This is a genomic window from Mucilaginibacter sp. BGA-UO-ETr-C110 (assembly GCF_059567985.1).
Genome location: NZ_JCAQPB010000002.1, coordinates 6,026,520 through 6,049,712 on the forward strand (window position 1 = coordinate 6,026,520; position 23,193 = coordinate 6,049,712).

Consider the following 23,193-nt stretch of genomic DNA (forward strand, 5'->3'; position numbering starts at 1 on the left):
AATAACTGATTTATAATTAATTATAAACATGTTAACCCCGAAAAGTGTAAACCATGTAAACCCACTTTTTTGAATTTTACCTAACCTGTAAGTGTACGGATTTACTCGTATCGCAAGGCTTCTATGGGGTCAAGACGGGAGGCCTTTTGTGCAGGATAATAGCCGAAGAAAATACCCGTAACGGCGCAAACAATAAATGATAATACTACCGATGATTCGGAAACTATAGTTGGCCACGATAGCGTAAGGGTAACTACATTTGAGGAAACAATACCTAAAATAACGCCAATAATACCCCCGGTAATACTGATGAGGATAGCTTCCATTAAAAACTGCAGCATAATGTCTTTTCCACGGGCGCCAATGGCCATGCGCAGGCCAATTTCGCGTGTACGTTCGGTAACCGAAACATACATGATATTCATAATACCTATACCTCCTATCACTAATGATATACCCGCTATTACCGTAAGCAAAACGGTAAGCAGGCCGCTGGTTGAGCTCAGGGTATTTATTAATTCGGCCTGGGTACGCACGGTAAAATCATTGTCCTCATTATCACGCAGGCGGTGCGAAGTGCGTAGGATAGAGGTCATTTCAGCTGTAGCGGCATCTGTGACTGCTTCGCTGGCAGCCGAAGCATAAATGTTCTGGTAATAAATAGTAGCCAGTATCCTTTTTTGAATGGTGGTATAAGGTGCGATCAATATATCATCCTGATCCTGCCCGAAAGCGTTTTGTCCTTTGGGGTTCAATATCCCGATCACCTGGAAGGGGATCTTGTTAAAGCGGATCACTTTGCCTATGGGGTTTTCGCCATTGGGGAAAAGATTGTCAATAACGGTTTGCCCAATGAGGCATACTTTGGCCGAGGTAAGCACATCCTGCTGTGTAAAGGCAATGCCATCCTTTAAGGTGAGCATACGGATGTCCAGATAATCGGGACTTACACCCTGCATCGATGTTGGCCAGTTTAAGGCCCCGTTAATGGCCTGGCCTTTTGCTGTTAATGAAGGTGATATCTCCGTAATATATTGCGCTTCCCGTTTCAGGGCCACGATATCTTTTTCAGTAAGAGTCTGGAAACTGGAGCCGGCAATACGTACACCTCCTGTAAGGTTACTACTGGGCAATACGGTGATCATGTTGGAGCCCATGCTCGACAGCTGATCATGGATGCTTTGTTTTGAGCCCTGACCAATGGCAACCATAGCAATAACCGCGGCCACACCAATAATAATACCCAGCATAGTTAAAAAGGCCCGTAGTTTGTTGCGCTGCAGTGCCTTAAAAGCTATCCGTATGAGGTTTAATATATTCATGGTTGCTGGTTAATAATCTTCAGTTACGGGAAGGCTGGCTAATACTTCTTTCGCCGACCGGGGTTCCTTGTTTTGAGTATCTTTCTGAATTTTGCCATCGCGCAGCTGAATGGTACGGCTGCTGAAAGATGCAATATCCGGCTCGTGGGTAACAAACACAATGGTTTTACCCTGTTGCTGGTTCAGATCCTGCATTAATGACATGATCTCGTATGATGTGCGGCTGTCGAGATTTCCAGTGGCCTCATCTGCCAGGATCATCACTGGTTCATTGACCAGGGCACGTGCAATAGCCACGCGCTGTTGCTGCCCGCCAGATAACTGACTTGGCGTATGGTCAAACCGATCGGCCAGTTTTACGGCTTCCAAGGCGTGGATGGCCCTTTCGCGCCGCTCGCTCACGCTGATATCTTTATTATAAAGCAGGGGCAGCTCCACGTTTTCCAGAGCCGAGGTACGTGGTAATAAATTATAAGCCTGGAAAACGAAGCCTATTTTGTGGTTACGCAGCTGAGCCAGCTCATCACGTGATAGTTTTTTGATATCCACACCATCCAGCAAATAATCGCCAATGGTAGGTTTGTCCAAGCAGCCCAAAATATTAAGTAATGTTGTTTTGCCCGATCCGCTGCTACCCATGATGGTAACAAACTCGCCGGCCTGTACGGTAAAGGAGATGCCCTTAAGCGCGCGTACAATTTCGCTCCCCATCTGAAACTCACGTTTCAGTTCGCGGATCTCTAATATTGTTTTGCTCATCGTCCTCTTCCGCCTCCCCCTCTTCTTTGTGGCATAAACGGACTGGCTCCTGCTTTAGTTGCCGATGCGGTACCTGCCGCGCCGCCGGTAATACCCGTAACTACAGCATCATTGGCAGTTAAGCCGCCCAAAACCTCCACCTGTGTATTATCGTTTAAACCGGTCTGTATTTTCTTTCGACTTAATTTTTTACCATCCAATATCCATACAAATGCGGTCTGTTTGGTAACCCCGGTACTGTCTTTACGACTTTTACCGGTATGGGCAGCTTGTGCATTATCATCGGTAACGCCGGTGGTCGCGGCTTTTTTTCGGGAGCCTTTATGCCCAATCTTACCCACAATTTCATAGTCTTTCATTAATGAGGAATCGGGGGTAAAGCTTAGTGCCTTTGCCGGTATCAGCAGGGCGTCCTTAACCTCTTTGGTATAAATGATGATATTGGCTGTCATGCCGGGTTTTAGTTTCATATCATCATTAGGGGCGTTAATAATGGTAGTGTAAGTAACCACATTTGATGACACCGATGGATGCAGCCGGATGTCTTCAACCGTACCTGCAAACTGATCATTGATAAAAGCATCAACGGTAAATGAGGCTCGTTCGCCTGCTTTTACATCACCGATGTCGGCCTCATCGACGTTCGCTTCTACTTCCATTTTGGTAATATCCTTGGCTATTACAAACAGGGTAGGCGTACTGAAACTCGCGGCAACGGTTTGCCCAGTACTTATATTTCTGTTGAGTACCACACCGTCAATAGGTGAATAAATATCGGCATACGACAAATTTTTTGTGGCCGACCGTACCTGCGCCTGCGCGCTCACTACCGATGCCTGCGCTGCGTTGAGTGTGTTAAGTGCGCTGTCATAATCGGCTTTACTTATAGCATCTGTCTTATAGAGCAGGTTTTGCCGGTTAAAATTATTTTTAGCGTATACCAGTTGGCTTTGGGCGTTTTGAAGGTTCCCGTTATACTGATCAAGCGTAGCCTGTAATAAAGATTTATCGAGTTCGGCAATCAGCTGCCCTTTTTTAACCTTTGAGTTAAAATCGGCATATAAGTATTTGATAATGCCAGAAACCTGCGTACCTACGGTAACCGTATCCACAGGCTCTATTCTACCGGTAGCGGTTACACTTTGTGCTATATAGCCCTTAGTTGGTTTTTGCGTAGTAAGCACTACGGGAGGTGTCGGTTTCCTGATAAAGAAAAACCAGATGAGCACCAATACTATGAGTATAGCTACTATGATGATGATATTTTTATAACTTTTCTTCATGATATCAGGTGCTTATAATTTAATAGGTACCCCTCTGTAAAAATCATAGATCTTTAAGGTTAATAAGGTGTTGTATTTGGCTTGTATAAAAGCCTGCTGGGCCTGCACGTACAGGTTTTTCTGTAATAAGAAATCAACCGTATTGGCTACACCCACTTTCAATTGCTCGCTGGCAATACGGTAGCTTTCTTTACTATATTTATATTCTTCGCTGGCCGCATCATACTGGCTGCGCGCGTTCTGCACGTTGATGTAGGCACGCTCAACCGTTTGCGATAGCGTGATGCGGGTATTTTTAAGATCGAGCTGCGCCTGTTTTACATTTATTTTGGCTTCCTCCACCTGGGTTTTTACCACCCGCTTGGTAAAAATGGGTATGGCTAGGGTAAGCCCCAATTGCTGGGTAAAATTATCATTGAGCTGGCTGCCAAAGGAGGTGCCCTGCCCGTTGGCATAGCCCGAGTTGAGCGACGCCCCACCCGTTAACGTTGGCTTATAACCCGCCCGGGCCTTATCCACATCAAATTGCGCTATTTTAACCCCCAGCTCGCCGTTTTTAACCTCGGGGCGGTTTTGCAGGGCGGTTTGCTCAGCATCACGAAAAGCGGCTACACTGTCTATCGGCGCTATTACGGTATCGGGCTTGGTAATATCAAACCGGGAGTCGCTGGGTAAAAGCAGCAGTTGTTTTAGGGTGATGAGGTCGCCACGCTCGGCATTTTGCGAATTCACCAGCGTATATTGATCCGATGCCTGCTGTGCCTGTAACTGGATCAGATCTTTACGGGCTACACTGCCCACATTATATCGCTTTTGCTCCAGTGCCACCTGCGCTTTGGTAGTGTTCAGCAGGTCGGTATTGTAAATAACATTCTCTTTATCCAGTAGTATGGCCAGGTACGCCTGCGTTATTTGCAAGGTAATATCGTTTTCCTGCTGTATGATGTTTAGGTTGGCCGATTGTACCGACAGGTTTTTTTGCTGGATATTATTGTTGATATAGCTGCCATTATATATAGTAACATTTGAACTTAAACCGTATGAACCTGATAGGTTATAACCCGAATGCCGGCCGTTGTCGCCATTGCTGAAATTATTACCATGAGCGGCAGTTTGCGAGGCTGAGCCTGAAAGATCGGGCAGTCGCGCCGCTTTTGCCAACAGGTATTCCTGCTGACTGGTTTGTTGCGAAAGCCGGAGTGTATTGATCTGGATATTATTCTTTTTGGCATAATCAATACATTTTGCCAGGTCCCAGTTTATCGAAGTCCCCACTAATGTACTATCCTGCGCATAAAGGTTAAAACAACCCGATATCAGCAGGATTAAAAGAAGGATATGTTTTTTTAATAACAACATAGCGTAAGGTTATACAGGCTAATGCCTTGTGTATCTTAGTATTGTTAGTGTTAATATACTGAACGATAAAAATGTTTCATGCTATGTGTCAATAAGCTGCCAATCTTTGTAATAATTGTATTACCATTATTTATAGTGAATTATATTTCCTGTAACGAAATTTATAAAGCGTTTTGGAACCAACATGGAAGGCAGTAATTTTAATGAGGGTATGATTTATAAAAAAGCCAGGCAACACCATCGTGTTTAGGCTGTCTGTTACTTAAAAAAAGTATATTTTAGCGTTGTTATTTGAACTGGCCGCCCAGGTTGGTTTTTTGTAAACAGATTCCCTGCGATGATAAAAAAAGGTAAAGTTTTAATACTTGGTTTAAAGGTATATAAGATCGTATTTCTTTTTATTTTGCTCATGCCAACGCTTAAAAGCCAGGCACAGGGATTGATGTTCAATTCAAACGACGCCCTGATGAGCGAGCGTACTTCTTATACAGTGTTCAGCTCAGATGCGCCTACCTTTCATGATCATTTGCGGATGAACTTCGATCTGTCGTTATGGGACAATGAACACCTGGGCTATGTTTTTAACATTATTGATGGCCGCAAAAACTCTTACAGTTTAACTTACATTTTTAATCTCGACGGCTCGCCCGCGCTGAACTTTAATATCGACAGCAAAAGCAACAAGATCAAGATCCCGCTTCATTTATCGCAACTGAACAAACGGACCTGGATAAACGTCAAAGTAGATATCGACCTGAAAGCTAATACCGTTGGTTTTTATGTGAACGGGCAATGGTACAAAGCCGGCGGTTTTGGCTTTGATGATAGGATAATGCCGGTTATTACTTTTGGCAAAAATCCGCATTACTCCGATGTTCCTAAAATGGCCGTTAAGAATTTAACCGTTAGCGATGATAGTAAAACCTACACCTTTCCGCTCAATGAGTGGTCTGGTAATGATGTACATGACAATTCCGGCGAAATTCGCGGACATGTGGATAACCCGGTTTGGCTCATCAATGGCTCTTACTTTTGGGAAAAAAGGACAGCCTTTAGTTTTCATGAAGTGGCCGGTGCTAATTTTAATCCTAAAGACCAGTCCTTGCTTATTTTTAAAAGTGATTCGCTGATTCGTTATGATATGAAGAGCGGCGGTATATCAGCCAAAGCTTTTCAGAACAAAGCGCCTATACCCTTATTCCTGGGTAAAAGTATCCTAAATACCCGGGAGAATAAATTGTACGCCTATGAAGTTCTGCGGGCAGCCAAACCTGGCCCCTGTGTGGCCGCGCTTGATCTCAGTACCCTGAAATGGGATGTTGTTGGAAACGCTAATATCAAAGAACAAAGGCACCACCACAATATTTTTTATGATAAAGACCAAAACGACCTTTATCTGTTCGGTGGCTACGGTTCGTTTGCCTATCATAACGATTTTTTTAAGCTCAATAAGCAAACCGATAGCTGGGATAAAACAACATTTACCGGCGACAGGATCACCCCGCGCTTTTTTTCGGCCAGCAGCCAGGCAAATGAAAACAATGAGGTATACATATTCGGTGGTTATGGTAACCAGTCGGGTAACCAGATTGTGGGTGGCAGGCACTTTTATGATCTGTACCGGGTTAACCTGAGTAACCGCACTATCAAAAAATGCTGGGAAATAAAACCCAATGAAGAGGATTTTGTACCTACCAACAACCTCATCATTTCTAAAGATGGCCGGTACTTTTACGCATTGTGCTACCCCCACGAGCATCCAAAAACCCAGCTGCGACTATATAAATTCTCCATTAAAGACGGCTCGTACCAGGTGGTCAGCGGAACTATCCCGGTTACGTCTGAACGGATCGAGAGCGATATCAACCTGTTTTTTAACCCCTTGCAGGATGAGTTCTTTTGCGCTATACAGGAGTTTACCGATCCTTTCCGCTCAACCATCCGCATCCTGGCGCTGGAGTTTCCGCCTGTGAGCCAGCAGGATTATGAACGATCTCAAAAAGCGATTGCCCCGGCCAGCCCGGTTTTTAAGTATGTGATGTTTGGGATGTTGGCCATCCTGGTAATTGGCATAGCCCTCCTGGTTATCAAAAAAAGAAGGGCGAAACAGCCGATACAAGCACCGTTTGAAGATGAAGATCCCGCCATAGCCGTTATTAATAAAAAGAACGATGAAAAGCGCGCCAATGCCATTTACCTGCTGGGTGAATTTACCGTTTACGATAAGAACAGCCGGGATATCACTTACCTGTTCAGCCCTAAAATAAAGCAGTTGTTTATCCTCCTGTTACTCAACAGCAGGAACGCGACCGGTGTGGTATCCAAAAAAATATCTACCATTTTGTGGCCTGATAAGGATGTGGCAAAAACAAAGAACATCAAAGGGGTGACCATTAACCACCTGCGCAACATTGTTGCCGATATAGAGGGTATCGAACTGACTTTTTTAAACGACACCTATTGCTTTAAGCTCGACGACAACATTTTTTGCGATTACTTTACCGTAATCAGCGCCCTGGAACAAATAACTGGTCCCGACAAGGCTGCTGAGGCAACTATCCTGCAGTATTTTGAGCTTATTGCCCGGGGCGGCCTGCTGCAATATATCCCCGAAACCTGGCTGGATGATATTAAGCTGGGTTACGAAGAAGCCCTGATGCCCGTGATATTGCCTGAGGTTAAAAAGATATATGAAAGCGGCGATTTCCGTAAGGCGCTGGATATTGCCCGGGTTGTTTTAAATATCGACCCGTTTAATGATACCGCTTTGAAATACAAGCTTAAGGCCCTTCGCCGTATCAAGGGAATAGAGTATGCCCGCAAGGTGTATGACGAGTTTACCGCCGAGTACGAAAAATCGCTGGGGATTAGTTACCAGGTGCCCTTTGATAAGATCTGTTCCAACAAAACGGAGCCGCGGTAAAATAAATCCCGGAATTGAAATATCACGTCCTATCAATTTAACATTTCCCGCTCAGAAAACTTTTTAAACCTTGAATTTTAACACTTTTCTGCCCGAAAAGGGGTTAAAAACGTTCAAAAATTGATTCAAAACCATCGATTTTAACACTTTTTAACAAATTTTAACACGGTTTTGAGCAGTTTTTGAAACTTTAAAAAGTATTAATTTATTGATTATCAAATAATTATTTGTAAAATGGTCAGTTTTTGGCCTTGTTTTATCCTTAACAAAACAGCCCGGTTGTCTTCTGAAAAGACAACCGGGCTGCTATTGATATAAATATACGAAAAATTAAGGAGAATGCCAAAACGGCCGGAGGCCGGGTAATAGTGGTCACTCGGCTGGAGCCGAGCGACGGCGGGGATTAACCAATCCAACTATGTCATTGCGAGCGAAGCGTGGACAACCGACCGTAGGGAGTTCATTAATACCTTAAAAACAATTAGCAACATTAATAATCTCCTCACAAGTAAGCACGTGAGGAGATTGCTTCGTCGTACCTCCTCGCAATGACATATCGATGAGAACCTGGAATATAAAACAACTCTTCCGTCATGCCGAACTTGTTTCGGCATCCCATAAGCAAGGTGTACAACATAATGGTTAAATATCCTGAGGGATCCTGAAACAAGTTCAGGATGACTTTATATTTTCTTCTTCCCGTCAGCAGATAAGCTTCGGGCGAAAGCGGGCAGAACGATGGTGGGCTGTGCGGTTGCAGGGACATAGCAAGTTTTTGCTGAAGCGGGGGGAAATGTGTGAACGAAGTAGCGCAAAATAATTGCAGTCCGTGGTTCTGCCTGATTTGCGGGGCAAAGGCCTTGTGCGTAAAGAAGCATTTCTGGTGACAAGCCCTTTGGTTACTTTGTGGCTACAAAGTAACTGGCCCTCCCGCGGCCAAGAGCGGGTATGCGATAGGCATATCGAAGAAGATCCTTCGCTGCGCTCAGGATGACAAGCCGCCTTTTTACTAATATAATTTCCGTCATGCCGAACTTGTTTCGGTATCCCATAAGCAAGGTGTTCAACATGAAGGTTAAATCTCCTGAGAGATCCTGAAACAAGTTCAGGATGACTTGTGGGATTAATTTATCTAATTCACTATGGTTAATGAAATTTTAGCCGTATTAATCCATTTATTAACCCATCTTTTAATACCGCCCGGTCTATAATTGTTACGCCAAATGAACGCGTAGTGCCGATCAACAGGTTTAACCAGCCTGTTTATTTATAACACTCATTTGGGCAAATTATTATAAACCATTTTAATCAATTATTTATGAAGGAAATTTTTACCTATTATGGTGGATGCCATGGTATCCATTATCCGGCAAAATTTAAAGGGGTGGTACGGCATGGTATCATGGCCCTTTTGTTTTTGCTTGTATGCTCGGTGGCTATGGCCCAAAGCAACCGTAGCGGTTTGGTTGTTGATGAAACCGGGCAGGGGCTGCCCGGCGTAAGCGTAAAGATCAAGGGTACAACTATTGGCACTGTTACCGGTGTTGACGGTAAGTTTGTCATCAGCGCTTCAAACGACCAAACCCTGGTATTTACGTTTGTGGGTTACACCTCGCAGGAGGTTGCCGTTGGCAGTCAAACCAGTATCAAAGTATCCCTGGTATCCAATGCCACCAATGTGAACGAGGTAGTGGTAGTAGGTTATGGTACGCAGAAAAAGGCGACCGTTACCGGATCCATCGCGTCGGTTACCAACAGCGAGATCGTGACCACTAAAAACGAGAACGTGCTGAATATGCTTACCGGTAAAGTAGCCGGTGTGCGTATCGTACAAAACTCAGCCGAACCGGGCTCGTTCGACAACGCTTTTGATATCCGTGGTTTTGGTAATCCGCTGGTGGTTATTGATGGGATCCCCCGTGATAACATTACCCGTTTAGATCCCAATGATATTGAAAGTATCTCGGTATTGAAGGATGCTTCGGCGGCCATTTATGGTGTGCGCGCGGCAAACGGTGTAGTTATCGTGACTACTAAAAAAGGTAAAAAGGGTACCGTGGAATTAAACTACTCGGGCACTTATGGCTGGCAGGTACCGGCTTACATGCCAAAACCTGTAGGCGCGCTTGATTTCATGACGCTGGTTAACGAGCAATTGCTGCATAACGTAAACGGGGGGCAGATAAAATATACCGATGCCGATTTTGCCGCTTACCGCAACGGTACCAAAACCAGTACCGACTGGTATGGTAATGTTTTTGCCAACAGCGCGCCTCAGCAGCAGCATAACCTGAACGCTATTGGCGGCACCGATAATACCAGCTATTTTGTGAGTATGGGTATTACAGATCAGGACGGCTTTTTCAAAAGCGGGGACTTGAACTATAAAAAATATAACCTGCGCTCAAACCTCACTACCAAGGTCAATAAAAACCTGACCATTGATGTGAACCTGAGCGGAACGCTGGAGCAAAAGAACCAGCCATACCAGGATGCCTGGTGGATCATCCGCTCGTTCTGGCGTCAGGTGCCTACGCAAAGCATCTATGCCAACAATAACCCCGCCTACCTGAACAATGGCGAGGTCGACGGATCAAACCCGGTTGCCATGTCTGATGCTAACATTGATGGTTATAAACAGATCAACAATAAGTGGCTGCAATCATCAGTTTCGGCAACTTATAATGTGCCGTTTGTACAGGGCCTGAGTGCTAAAGGCTTGTATAACTACGACTATTACATGTCGAGCAATAAGCTTTACCAAAAACCATACAATCAGTATACTTATGATGCCAACTCCCAAACTTATAACGCGATAGCCAATCAAACACCAGGATCACTCGAGCGGCAGTTTTATGAAAAGCCCAGCAGCTTAATGCAATTATCATTAAATTATAACCGGGCTTTTAAAGGCGGGCACAATGTTACTGCTTTAGCGCTTTATGAAGAGAGCGAACAAAAGGGCGATAATTTTAACGGGCAACGCCAGTTATCATTACCGGTTGACCAGTTAGGAGCGGGTAACGCGCTAAACCAGACCGCTACGGTTGATGGCGGCTGGCCATATGACTTTGTGACCAAATCATTTGTGGGTAGGGTAAATTATGATTACAAAGGAAAGTACCTGGCCGAGTTCAGTTTCAGGGATGATGCCAGTTCCAAAAACTCCCCGCTTAAAAGATGGGGCTTTTTCCCGGGTGCATCCGTAGGATGGCGGGTATCACAGGAAGGTTTCTGGAAAGACTCCAAGGCGCTGTCGTTTATTGACGATCTGAAGATCCGCCTGTCATACGCCAAACTGGGCGATGATGCCGGTTTAAATGCTTACCAGTACCTGAGCGGTTATAACTATCCGGCAAACGGCAATAATAACCAAACGCCTCCGGGATCGGTATTTGACGGCACCTTTGTAAACGGCGCGCAAAGCAGGGGTATCCCTAATCCGAATATTTTCTGGTATGTAGCCAAAACGTATAACGCCGGTATCGACCTGCAGGCCTGGAACGGTTTATTGGGCTTAACGGTTGACGCTTTTAGGCGCGACAGAAGCGGATTGCTGAACACCCGTGCCGATAATTTACCCGGTGTAGTGGGTGCAGGTTTGCCACAGGAAAATCTGGACAGCGACCGTGCGCAAGGTTTCGACATCGAATTAAATCATCGTTACCATATTGGCAGCTTTAACTATTTTGTGAAAGGAACCTTTGGCTATACCCGTACCCAGTGGATCAGCAGGGTACATTCAGACTATGGCAACTCCCAGCTTAACTGGCATAATAACAATGACAATCGCTACAGCAACATCTTCTGGGGATATGGCTCAAACGGGCAATTTCAAAACTATCAACAGATCCTGAACAGTTCGCAGTTTGTATCACGTAACGCGGTGGTAGGCGATTATATTTTGCAGGACTGGAACGGCGACGGCGTGATCAACGATCAGGACGTACATCCTATAGCCCAAAACGTAAGTAATAACAACTACAGCGTGCCATCAACCACATTTGGTTTAACGCTGGGTGGTTCATACAAAGGGTTTGACATCAGCACCGTATGGCAGGGAGCCGCTGGTATCAATGTTTCTTATATCGAACAGCTTAACATCCCGCTATGGGGCGGGGGCAGTGCGTTGGCCATGTTTATGGACAGGTACCACCCAACCGACCCTAAAGCCGACCCTTATGATCCTAACACCGTATGGACACCGGGTACCTTTGCTCTTACCGGTACCACGGCCGATGTTAACTCGCTTTCCAACATCCACAGCGCGGCTTATGTAAGGCTTAAATCGGCCGAGCTGGGTTACAGCATTACACCTGCAGTGGCCAAAAGGTTAGGTATTAAGGGTGCAAGGATCTTTGTAAATGGTTACAATATGCTAACCATCACCAACTTAAAATATCTTGATCCGGAACACCCATCGGCCACTTACGGCTATTTATATCCATTAGATAAAATATTCTCCGTTGGTGTAAATGTTAAATTATAATCAATCCATACAGATCATGAAAAAATACTCATATATCATATTCGCTGTTTTGCTTTGCTGGACGTCGGCATGCAAAAAGCTCGATACGCCACCACCAAGTATTGTTAAAGACGCCGATATTTTCTCGAACAGCGCCGGTATACAGGCCTACATGGCCCGCATGTACGCCGAGCTGCCTATTGAAGATTTTAGGTATTCGCCAACCCGTGGCTTAAACTTCTTCTGGATCATCAGTCCTTTCAGCTGTATCAGCGGCGAAGGCTTAAGCCGCGACCAGAACAGCGCCACGCAGGAAACTTTTGGTTACTGGGGCGATGCTTATACGCTGATCAGGGATGCTAATTATTTTGCAGAAACCCTGCCTAAGTATTCATCAAACTTTACCCCTGCGCAGATTAGCGCCTGGTTGGGCGAGGCCCGTTTTTTGCGTGCCGCTACCTATTTCGCATTGGTAAAACGCTACGGCGGTGTGCCCATTGTTGATAAAGTGCTCAACTATCCGGCACAAAGCATCGATGAGTTAAAAATTCCGCGTTCGTCAGAAGAAAAAGTTTATGATTTTATCTCTACCGATCTGGATTATGCTTATGCCAATTTGGGCGAAAGTAACCAGGTAGGCCGGGCCAATAAATACGTAGCCGCAGGTTTTAAATCGCGCGCCATGTTGTATGCCGGTTCCATCGCCAAATACAACAACATTACCCTTACAGATGCCAGTGGCAACAGGCTTTGCGGTATCCCAGCTGCTAAAGCGGTTACCTATTTTAAAGCCGCTTATGATGCCGCCGTATTGCTCGATGGTAAATACAGCCTGTATAAAAAAGCATGGGCCGCCGGCGATAAAACCGCGCAGTATCAAAACTATGTGAACCTGTTTTTTGATGCCACCAGTCCGGAGAATGTGTTTGTTCGTCAATATCACTATCCCGAATCGGTGCATGGATATGATGCTTATAACGTACCGCGCCAGCTGATGGGGGCAAATGGGTACTCATCAGAAATTAACCCTACGCTTAATTTTGTGGAGATGTTTGATGGCATCCCAAAAAATGCCGATGGTACTATTAAAACCACAACCGGTGGTAAATATGACTTGTACACCAATGCCATGGATCTGTTTGCCAATGCCGAACCAAGGCTGCGGGCGACCGTTATTTTACCGGGCGATGTGTTTAAAGGCGTAAGCATTGAAATACGCCGGGGTATTTATACCGGCAGTTCAACAGGAGGTATCAGTCCGCTTTTACCGGCTGGCTCAACCGCGCATTATCCAACCGATCATATGGTTCAATCATCCAACGCGAGCCAGACGCCCTACACTTTACCTAACGGAACAACCATGAACCCTGCCGGTTTAAGCGGTTATTTTACCGGCGACGGAACCTGCTCGGTATCGGGCTTCTCGATCCGTAAAAACCTGGTACCGGATAAGCCGACATCAGAAGTGCTGGAAAACCGATCTGACCAAACCTGGATAGAGCTGCGTTATGCCGAAGTATTGTTAAACCGCGCCGAGGCTGCAATCGAGCTGAATGCCTTAGGTCAGAATGACAAAAGTTACCTGCAGGACGCGTTTACCGCCATTAACCAGATCCGCGACAGGGCCGGTGCCAACTTGCTGCTAAGCCCAACCGATCTGAGCAATATTAACGTGGTACGTACCGAACGGAAAAAAGAACTGGGCTTTGAAAACAAAACCTGGTGGGATCTGCGCCGCTGGAGGGTGATAGACAAGGAACAGAACAGTACCATTTACCGTACGCTGATGCCATTTTACTCGGCCAATGACGGCAAGTACTTTTTCGATGCCCGTTTAGATGAGCGTAACAGCCGCTATACTTTTGATGTGCGCTGGTACTATGAACAAATTCCGCAAGGCGAGATACAGAAGAGTCAGAATTTAATTCAAAATCCGGGTTATTAATTTTAAGAGAGATGAAGAAACTATTTTATAGCATAGCATTAAGTGTATTGGTTGCCGCAGGCAGCTCGTGCAAAAAGGTTGATAATTATGCAGCGCCCGACGTAACTTTAAAAGGCGTGGTAACTGATGCCGTTACCGGTAAAAGCGTACAAACCGAGCAGGGATCGGGCACCAGGATCAAGTTGCTGGAAATAAGCTGGAGCAGCAACCCTACACCTTTTTATATATCCTCGTTTCAGGATGGTACCTATAACAATACCAAACTGTTCGCGGGTAAAAATGTGATCTCGGCCGAAGGTCCTTTTGTACCGTTGGTGCAGGTGGATAATACCGGCAAAACCATTGTAGATAAAAGTCAAACGGTTGATGTGAAGGGAGTGACCACGGTGAATTTTTCGGTAGATCCTTTTTTAAGGATCGACTGGGTAGGCGATCCGGTTGTTAACGCGGATGGTACCATTACCACCAGCTTTAAAATTACACGTGGCACCAGCGATCCAAACTTTCAGCAGGATGTAAGCGATCTGGCGATATTTGTTAATTCAAACAAATATGTGGGCAACAATAATTATGATAACCGTTATACGCCAAAACTTAGCGGCTCTGATGCCAGCACTTCGGTAGGGAAAACCTTAAGTGTTACAACCATTGGTGGTCCGCTGCCGGGCAAGCGAGAATACTTTATAAGGGTAGGCGCCAGGATCTCATACGGTTTAAATTATTACAATTATACCGACGTTAAAACGGTAACCGTTCCTTAAATTTTATCATATATTGAACCGGAAGGATATCAGATCCTTCCGGTTATTTTAGAAAGTACTACAAATAATATCTAATGAAAAACATTCTATTTTCTTGTTGCCTCGTCGCATTATCATTCGCGGGTTATGCGCAAAGTTCAAACCCGGTGACGCTGCCAGAGAAAACGGCCTTCCAGACGAGCAGTCGATGGATCCCGGAGATCGATGTACGGTCGGATATCGCCATTGTTTATGGCGCCAATGACCGTCCGGGTTTAACGTTTGAACAGCGCGTACAATCATGGCGCGACCACGGCTACCAGGTAAACTTTATGACCGGCATAGCCTGGGGCGACTATAAAGATTATTTTTTAGGAAAATGGGATGGCAAAAACCACCTGGGCGTAGGTCAGGTAACCATGAAAGGTGATACCATTTTTCACGGCAAGGATATGCCTTATGTCGTGCCCGATGCTTCGTTTATCGAATACATGAAAACCGCGGTGGTAAAAAAAGTGATCAACGCAGGTATCATCAATATATTTTTAGAGGAACCCGAGTTTTGGGCGCGTGCGGGTTACAGTGCAGGCTTTAAGGAGCAATGGCAAAAATATTATGGCTTTCCCTGGAAACCGCAGGATGCTTCGGCCGAGAATACTTACCTGTCGAGCAAGTTGAAATATCACCTGTATTATGAAACTATCAAAGAGGTTTCCAACTACGCCAAGGCCTACGGCAAAAGCAAAGGTTTAAATATTAAAGTATTTATAGCTACGCACTCGCTGGTGAACTATTCGTCGTGGCAAATTGTAAGTCCGGAGGCCAGCCTGGCTTCTCTGCCGGGTATTGATGGGTACATCGCGCAGGTATGGACGGGCACTGCACGTGAACCAACATTTTTTAACGGCCTGCGTAAAGAGCGTGTGTTCGAGAATGCTTTCCTGGAGTATGGTTCGGTAGTTTCCATGACCGCACCAACGGGTCGTAAAGTATTTTTCCTGACCGATCCTATTGAAGACTGGCCGCGCGACTGGAGCGATTACAAGCGCAATTACCAGGCTACCTTCACTGCTAAACTATTATATCCCATGGTTGCCGATTACGAGGTGATGCCATGGCCCGAGCGCATTTACACCCACCCATATAAAGTAGCCGGTACCGACCAAAAGACGCTGATCCCGCAGTTTTACTCCACCCAGATGCAGATCATGGTGAATGCTTTAAACAGTATGCCGGCATCCACCAATAAAGTATCGGGCGTAAACGGTATTGGCGTGCTGATGAGTAATACGCTGATGTTCCAGCGTTTCCCAACGCATAATGGTTTTGAAGATCCGCAGTTCTCTAACTTTTACGGGCAAACCCTGCCCTTACTAAAACGTGGCGTACCGGTACAAACCGTGCACATGGAAAACCTGGAGTACCCGGCATCGTTAAAAAACATCAAGGTTTTGGTGATGAGTTATTCCAACATGAAGCCGGTATCGGCAGCAGTGCATACTTACCTGGCTAACTGGGTAAAGCAAGGTGGTGTTTTGATCTATTGCGGCAGAGATGATGATCCCTACCAAACGGTAATGGAATGGTGGGATACCAAAGGGAATAAATTTACCGCGCCATCGCAACATCTGTTCAAGCTGTTGAATATTAAACCAACAGCTGATGCTCAGCAATTTAAAGTAGGCAAAGGCGCGGTTTATGTACTGAGGCAAAACCCTAAAGAGTATGTATTAGAGACCGGGAAAGATGATAACTATATCAGCACCGTAAAACAAGCTTATGAAAAAAGCGCCAAAGCTGGTGAGCTGACATTTAAGAACAGCCTGTACCTGGAACGTGGTCCTTATGATGTGGTATCCGTAATGGATGAAAATCCCGACAGCAAACCATACACCATCAAAGGTCCGGTGATCGACTTGTTCGATCCGCAATTGCCAGTACTGACTGAGAAAGTGGTGAATCCGGGCGAGCAGTCTTTATTATATGTGGTTGATCGTGTGCCCGATAAAAAATTGCCGCAGGTACTGGCTTCGGCATCAAGAATCTATGATGAAAGCAGGCCGGGCAGCAGTTATTCTTTTGTAGCCAAAAGCCCCGCAAAAACATTAAATAGTGTACGTGTGCTGTTGCCCGCGCAACCCAAAGAAACAAAGGTAACCGATAGCACAGGCCAGAATATCAGTGATGTGAAAACATCCTGGGATGCATCGTCAAATACCCTCTACCTGGGTTTTGGCAATAGTCCGGATGGTATTAAGGTTGATTTGAAATGGTAAGAGAATAATTAACCAATTATCTATAAACCTCAATTACACACCTATGAAGAAGAACATGATGATGATCAAAAGCATGCTTATCCTGCTGGTATTTGCGTCTTGCCAAAAGAACAACAATACTGCGGCCAACCAACAGAAAGACAGCGTACAAAAAGTAACCGCCGCGCCGCCATCTGATGCGCCGCGGGCCGCCCTGCGTAGTATTGTTGAAAATGTAACCACCGCCGATGGTAAAATTTACAATGCCAAAGACAATACCGGCAAAACCATGGATTGCCTCAAGATCATTGCCAACCCATCGGGTGGTTATATTGGGGTGTATCATACCATGATCAACGGGACGTTTAAAACCAATGTGGCATCATCAACAGATCTGCTGCACTGGACCTGGATCCGTGAACTGGCAGGCAGTAATACCGGAGGCGCGTCGCAGCCTACTATTGCCGCTACTTCAACTGGTGGTTTTGTAATGGTTTGGGAACAGGAACCCAACAACCACTTAAAATTCAGCTATTTTAACAGCTGGACCGACCTGCAGAACGGTGCCGTAGCCAAATCATTTGAAGCCCCGCATACTTTATCAACCTGTGCGGAGGGTACACCTAACATTTACTCGGCCAGCAGCACTTCTGTTGATGTGGGTTTCCATTACTGGTCCAATTGTGATGTTGACCGCCAGGCCCGAGGTACCACCACCTGGACATCATGGAGCGCCAGTGCCCAGCCTCAAATTGATAATGCCATTTTGTACTGGGGCGTGCAGGGTAATATTGGCGACCGTGACGGCTACCTGAAATTTCAGAATTTTAATTTTGGTTTGATCGAAGGACAAGGCACCAAGGGCGATTTTGGTACCTGGCGCTGCTACCTGTATGATTACCAAACCGGCAATGCCGATAAGCTGAACATTCACACCGATGGTGGTAGCCAGGCATTCGCTAACCCAACTATTACTGCTTTAACTGTTGGTGGGCAAGCCGCGCTGGTAATCACCCAGTTTATCCCTTCGCAGTTATCTGCAAATGGCGAAGCCGGAGAGTTGATCTATTATAAAAAGCTGTAAGCCGGTGATTTTTTAATAGTTATGATACCATTTTACACAGCGCCCAACTTAGCGAGCGCTGTGTATTCATATTTTATTCGCATAAACACATAGTATATTGTTACACATAATCCACCCAACTTTATCAAAAAATATCACTGTACAACTATAAAATATTGAATTCTGCCCGTATATTGCATGGCCTGATTAATCGATTTAGCGATGTTGATATAAGCCCATCTAAAAATTAATAATGAAAAAAATATTCTTATTGGCGTTTGCCCTTTTACCAGTAGCAGCTATTGCGCAGCAAACCACCCCGCCTGTTACTCCTGTTGATTATATTAACCCTTTAATGGGGACGGAATCCAAACCCTCGCTTTCAAACGGAAACACTTATCCGTCTATCGCGCTGCCCTGGGGCATGAACTTCTGGACGCCGCAATCCGGTAAAATGGGCGACGGCTGGCAATATACTTATGATGCCGATAAAATACGGGGCTTTAAACAAACCCATCAGCCATCACCCTGGATGAATGATTATGGCATGTTTTCCATATTCCCGGAAACAGGCAAACTTAAACTGAACGAGGCGCAACGAGCCAGCTGGTTTTCGCATAAAGCTGAAATCGCCAAACCTTATTATTATAGTGTATACCTGGCCGACTATGACGTAACTACCGAGCTTACACCCACAGAACGTGCAGCCAGTTTCCGGTTCACTTTCCCCAAAAGCGACAGCTCACATATTGTGATCGATGCTTTTGATAAAGGATCATACGTGAAAATTATTCCCGGAGAGCAAAAGATCATCGGCTACAGCACCAAAAACAGTGGTGCCGTGCCTGCCAATTTTAAAAACTACTTTGTTATTTATATAGATAAACCTTTTGAGCTGGCTTCCACCTGGCATAACTGGCAAAAAGATGGCTCGCTGGAATATACCGGCGATCACGCAGGCGCGGTTATCAGCTTTAAAACCAAAAAAGGCGAACAGGTGCATCTTCGCGTAGCATCATCTTATATCAGCACAGAACAGGCCGAACTTAACCTGAAGCGCGAATTGGGTACCGATAGTTTTGATGTTACCTGCCAAAAAGGAAAAGATGTATGGAACAAAACATTAAGTCATTTAACACCCGAAGGTGGTACAATTGATCAAACCCGTACTTTTTACTCTAGTCTTTACCGCATGCTTTTCTTCCCTAACCGGATGTATGAAGTTGACGCTAAAGGACAAACCGTGCACTACAGCCCGATAAATGGTAAAATATTGTCGGGATATTATTTCGCGGGTACCGGTTTCTGGGATACTTTCAGGGCGCTGTACCCATTCCTCAACCTGGTTTATCCGTCGATGAATAAAGAAATGCAGGAAGGCCTGGTGAATTCCTATAAAGAAGGCGGCTGGCTGCCCGAGTGGTCGAGTCCGGGTTATGCCGATTGTATGATCGGTAATAACTCCGCATCGGTAGTGGCCGAAGCTTATTTAAAAGGCCTGCGCGGATACGATATTAACTCGCTTTACGAAGCATTAAAACATGGCGCCAATAATGAAGGCCCGAATGCTACCGGCCGCAGGGGGGTAGAGTATTATAATACCCTGGGCTATGTACCTTATGATGTAAAGATCAACGAGAACGCTGCCCGTACACTGGAATATGCTTATGATGATTTTGCTATATACAAGCTGGGTAAAGCCCTGGGCAAACCAGCTTCGGAAACGGATATTTACAAAAAACGCAGCCAAAACTACCGCAACCTGTTCGATCCTTCCACCAAACTGATGCGCGGCAAAAATAAAGATGGCTCTTTTGAAACGCCATTCAATCCCTTTAAGTGGGGCGATGCCTTTACCGAGGGCAATAGCTGGCATTATACCTGGGGTGTGTTTCATGATATACAGGGGTTGATCAACCTGGTCGGGGGTAAACAGCAGTTTGTGGCCAAGCTGGATTCTGTATTTACGCTGCCGCCTGTTTTTGATGATAGCTATTACGGTACCGTGATCCATGAGATCCGTGAAATGCAGATAGCCGCCATGGGCCAGTACGCGCACGGCAACCAGCCTATCCAGCACATGATATACCTGTACAATTATGCCGGCGAACCCTGGAAAACGCAATACTGGGCACGCGAAACTATGAATAAGTTGTACAAAGCTACACCAGATGGCTACTGCGGTGATGAAGATAACGGACAAACATCAGCCTGGTATGTGTTTTCGGCGATGGGCTTTTACCCGGTAACGCCAGCCAGCGATCAGTATGTATTGGGTGCCCCATTGTTTAAAAAGTTGACCGTGAAACTGGAGAATGGCAAAACCATCACCATCAACGCACCAAAAAACAATGCCGATAATAAATATGTGAACAGCTTAACCGTGAATGGCAAACCTTACGACTTTACCTGGCTTAGCCATAAAGCCTTGTTAAGCGGAGCCGAGCTGAACTTTGATATGTCGGCCACGCCAAACAAACAACGCGGTATTAAAGCTACCGATGTACCTTACTCCATGTCGAACGAGAAGTAGGGGAGGGGAGAACGTAGACTTAGGAAGTTTTCAAAACTTCCTAAGTCTTACCTCAAAAGTAATTCAACCCATACATGTCATTGCGAGCGCAGCGTGGACAACCGACCAACGGGAGCTCATTAATACCTTAAAAAATAATTAATAGCATTAATAATCTCCTCGCGTTTATGTATACGACGAGATTGCTTCGTCGTTCCTCCTCGCAATGACATGTGTTTATAAGTAAGAGTTCAATAATGCCAACTGCCCACCGCAAACCGCCCACTCAATCACCGCTATTCTTTTTATAAGCCAGCCATACGTAAAAGGGTATGCCGCCCATCAGCAGTAAAAAGCCATAGTAAACGGCTTCTTTACCGGTACCGGCAATAGTCCATAACGCGTAGCCAAAAGCTAAAATAGCCAGTATCACCGCACCGGTTAAGCCATCAACCTGTTTTTGCTTTACGCGGATAATCAAGTATGAAGCAGCCGAAAGCAGGTAAGGGATCAATATAGATAATAAGGATAGCAAAAGTAAAAAACGAAATTGCTCTACCAATCCCTTGGTATAATTCATGCTCATGAAAAGCGATACCATTACGCTGCTCACCAGGATACCCACATAAGGCACACCCTTTTTATTTTTGCGGGCAAAAGCGGCCGGGAATAGTTTGTCGCTGGCAATGGCAAAAGGCATTTGGCCTTGTAACAATGTCCAACCGTTGAGCGAGCCAAAGGCGGCAATGGCTATACCCGCGCTCACCCAGTAACGGGCATTGCTGCCATATATCACTGTGGCCGCATCGGCAAAAGGCGTAACCGAGTGTTTTAAAGCCTCCGCCGGGATTATCCCGATCACGCTAAAACTGCTTAATATATAAACCAATGTCGCGATCAGTAAACCCAGCAAAGTAGCCCGGGGAATGGTTTTTTCGGGATTGGCCACACTGCCGGCCGGTACCGTAGCGCTTTCAATACCGATGAAGGCGAACATGGTCATGGTGGCTGTGGCGGTTAAAGCACCATATATAGTAGTGCCACTACCATTAAAAGGCGAAAAGTTTTTGATCTGTATAAAAAATAAGCCGCCGATAGCCACCAGTATCAACGGAGTTACCTTTAATATAGTAGTAACCAGCTGAACCTTGCCACCGGTAACCACGCCACGGGTATTAATATAAGTAAGCAGCCATATAGTGCATAAACCGGTAACTATGGCCGTAACAGCGTTGGAGGCCAGCACCGGGAAAAAGGTGCTCAAGGCGCTTACAAAGGATATGGTGATGGCCGCGTTGGCGCAAGCTACAGCCAGGTAATAACCCCAGGCCACCAGAAACCCGGCAAAATCGCCCAGGCCGTTGCGGGTATAAGCATAAGGGCCACCCGTGGCATGAGGCAGTAGCTTGCTCAGGTTACTGAAAACTTTGGCCAAAAAGTAGGAGCCCACCGCCGAAAATACCCAGCCCAGTAAACCGATACTGCCATAGGAGGCCATTGCCGCCGGCATTAAAAATACGCCTGCGCCTATCATATTACCAACCACCAGGGAGGTGCTGGTCCATAAACCCAATTTATTTTTTTCGGAGGATGATGCAGGCATAGCTGTCAATAATTTTTGCGAAGATAAGATAGGATATTTATTTGCGCTATTCTTCAAAAATGGATAGATGGATCAGAATAAGTACGATCAATACATGTAGATGTTAAAATAAGTTAAAACTGAATTAATTATCAGGCACTTGCGCTAATTTTATGTTGCCTATGAATCCTAAGATCCTGATATTGCTTTTTATTATTTATCTAATACCACTGACTACGGTTAACGGACAGGTGGCTAAAGTGCAGCAGGGCTTGGTGCTTAAGAGTGGCAATGCTGCCAGATTAGCGGATGTGCAGGTTTTAAATAAGCGCAGCCATATCACCGTCAGGTCAAATACAGAAGGCGTATTTAGTATTGTGGCTTTACAGGGTGATACTTTGCAGTTTTCAAGCCCTAATTACTTAACCGGGGAATTGGTTGTAAGCGATTTTGCTGATAAACTCATATACCTGCAGCCTATTATTGAATTAGCAGAGGTGGTGATCAGAGAGAACTCTCTTATCAAAGAACTCCGCGAAACACAGAAGGGATACCGGAAGAAGAGCGTTTTTTATACCGGCACACCACATTATTATTACCTGTTTTTAAAACCTATGACCTTTATATATGAAAACTTTAAGAGCGAGGTTAAGCAGGCCCGGCGGTTTAACCGCTTTGCCAAACGGGAACTAACCGCTTACGAAATTACCAGGCGCTTTAATGATTCATTGATAAAAAGTGTTGTGCCTCTTAAGGTTAATGAAATGGATGATTTCAGGGTTGATTATGCACCTACCTTACAACAGTTAAATGCCATGAGCGATTATGACCTCATTATTTATATCAGAAATAGTTATGAGGATTATAAAAAGAAAAGCGCTGATAAAAAAACACCTCATCAGTTGTAACGTTTACATCTCTGCTATTTTATCTCGCATCAGCAAAAAACACCTCATTAGTTAAACATTTATAGGGTAAAATT

At 45.2% G+C, this 23,193-nt stretch carries 13 protein-coding genes; 8 read left to right on the forward strand and 5 right to left on the reverse strand.

Annotated elements, in window-relative coordinates; genetic code table 11:
- Window positions 1–101 precede the first annotated feature (101 nt).
- From AC57BQ_RS26025 to AC57BQ_RS26040, 4 genes are read right to left on the reverse strand one after another with little or no spacing between them, the layout of a single operon-like run.
- Window positions 102–1,322, reverse strand: a complete 1,221-nt coding sequence (locus AC57BQ_RS26025) for an ABC transporter permease (protein WP_496409027.1) — start codon at window positions 1,320–1,322, stop codon at window positions 102–104.
- 9 nt (window positions 1,323–1,331) lie between these two features.
- Window positions 1,332–2,081, reverse strand: coding sequence for an ABC transporter ATP-binding protein (locus AC57BQ_RS26030; protein ID WP_496409028.1), 750 nt, complete (start codon window positions 2,079–2,081; stop codon window positions 1,332–1,334).
- Complete coding sequence (locus AC57BQ_RS26035; protein WP_496409029.1) at window positions 2,078–3,364, reverse strand: efflux RND transporter periplasmic adaptor subunit; 1,287 nt, start codon at window positions 3,362–3,364, stop codon at window positions 2,078–2,080. The genes AC57BQ_RS26030 and AC57BQ_RS26035 overlap by 4 nt, the downstream gene beginning before the upstream one ends.
- Window positions 3,365–3,376: 12 nt before the next feature.
- Complete coding sequence (locus AC57BQ_RS26040) at window positions 3,377–4,723, reverse strand: TolC family protein (RefSeq protein ID WP_496409030.1); 1,347 nt, start codon at window positions 4,721–4,723, stop codon at window positions 3,377–3,379.
- 337 nt (window positions 4,724–5,060) lie between these two features.
- On the opposite strand from AC57BQ_RS26040, the gene AC57BQ_RS26045 reads away from it, so the two are divergent.
- From AC57BQ_RS26045 to AC57BQ_RS26075, 7 genes are all read left to right on the forward strand, one after another.
- The gene (locus AC57BQ_RS26045) at window positions 5,061–7,646 is read left to right on the forward strand and encodes a Kelch repeat-containing protein (protein WP_496409031.1); all 2,586 of its coding nucleotides are present in this window, start codon (window positions 5,061–5,063) and stop codon (window positions 7,644–7,646) included.
- Between the two features lie 1,318 nt (window positions 7,647–8,964).
- The gene (locus AC57BQ_RS26050; RefSeq protein ID WP_496409032.1) at window positions 8,965–12,135 is read left to right on the forward strand and encodes a SusC/RagA family TonB-linked outer membrane protein; all 3,171 of its coding nucleotides are present in this window, start codon (window positions 8,965–8,967) and stop codon (window positions 12,133–12,135) included.
- A gap of 16 nt (window positions 12,136–12,151) precedes the next feature.
- Entirely contained in the window at window positions 12,152–14,059 is a 1,908-nt protein-coding gene (locus tag AC57BQ_RS26055; RefSeq protein WP_090473625.1) for a RagB/SusD family nutrient uptake outer membrane protein, read from the forward strand.
- Window positions 14,060–14,070: 11 nt separating this feature from the next.
- Window positions 14,071–14,820: a DUF3823 domain-containing protein gene (locus AC57BQ_RS26060; RefSeq protein WP_496409033.1), complete on the forward strand. Its 750-nt coding sequence runs from the start codon at window positions 14,071–14,073 to the stop codon at window positions 14,818–14,820.
- A gap of 74 nt (window positions 14,821–14,894) precedes the next feature.
- Window positions 14,895–17,075, forward strand: coding sequence for a hypothetical protein (locus AC57BQ_RS26065; RefSeq protein WP_496409034.1), 2,181 nt, complete (start codon window positions 14,895–14,897; stop codon window positions 17,073–17,075).
- 43 nt (window positions 17,076–17,118) lie between these two features.
- Complete coding sequence (locus AC57BQ_RS26070) at window positions 17,119–18,138, forward strand: hypothetical protein (RefSeq protein WP_496409035.1); 1,020 nt, start codon at window positions 17,119–17,121, stop codon at window positions 18,136–18,138.
- Between the two features lie 232 nt (window positions 18,139–18,370).
- A complete protein-coding gene (locus AC57BQ_RS26075; RefSeq protein ID WP_496409036.1) occupies window positions 18,371–20,650 on the forward strand; it encodes a GH92 family glycosyl hydrolase in 2,280 nt (759 codons plus the stop codon).
- Window positions 20,651–20,915: 265 nt separating this feature from the next.
- Here the strand turns inward: AC57BQ_RS26075 and AC57BQ_RS26080 are convergent, their stop codons facing one another.
- Window positions 20,916–22,232 (reverse strand): amino acid permease, encoded by a 1,317-nt coding sequence (locus AC57BQ_RS26080; RefSeq protein ID WP_496409037.1) that lies wholly within the window; start codon window positions 22,230–22,232, stop codon window positions 20,916–20,918.
- A 161-nt stretch (window positions 22,233–22,393) separates the two neighbouring features.
- Between AC57BQ_RS26080 and AC57BQ_RS26085 the strand changes: the two genes are divergently transcribed.
- On the forward strand, window positions 22,394–23,119 hold the full coding sequence (locus AC57BQ_RS26085; protein ID WP_496409038.1) for a hypothetical protein: 726 nt from the start codon (window positions 22,394–22,396) through the stop codon (window positions 23,117–23,119).
- The last annotated feature ends 74 nt before the right edge of the window (window positions 23,120–23,193 follow it).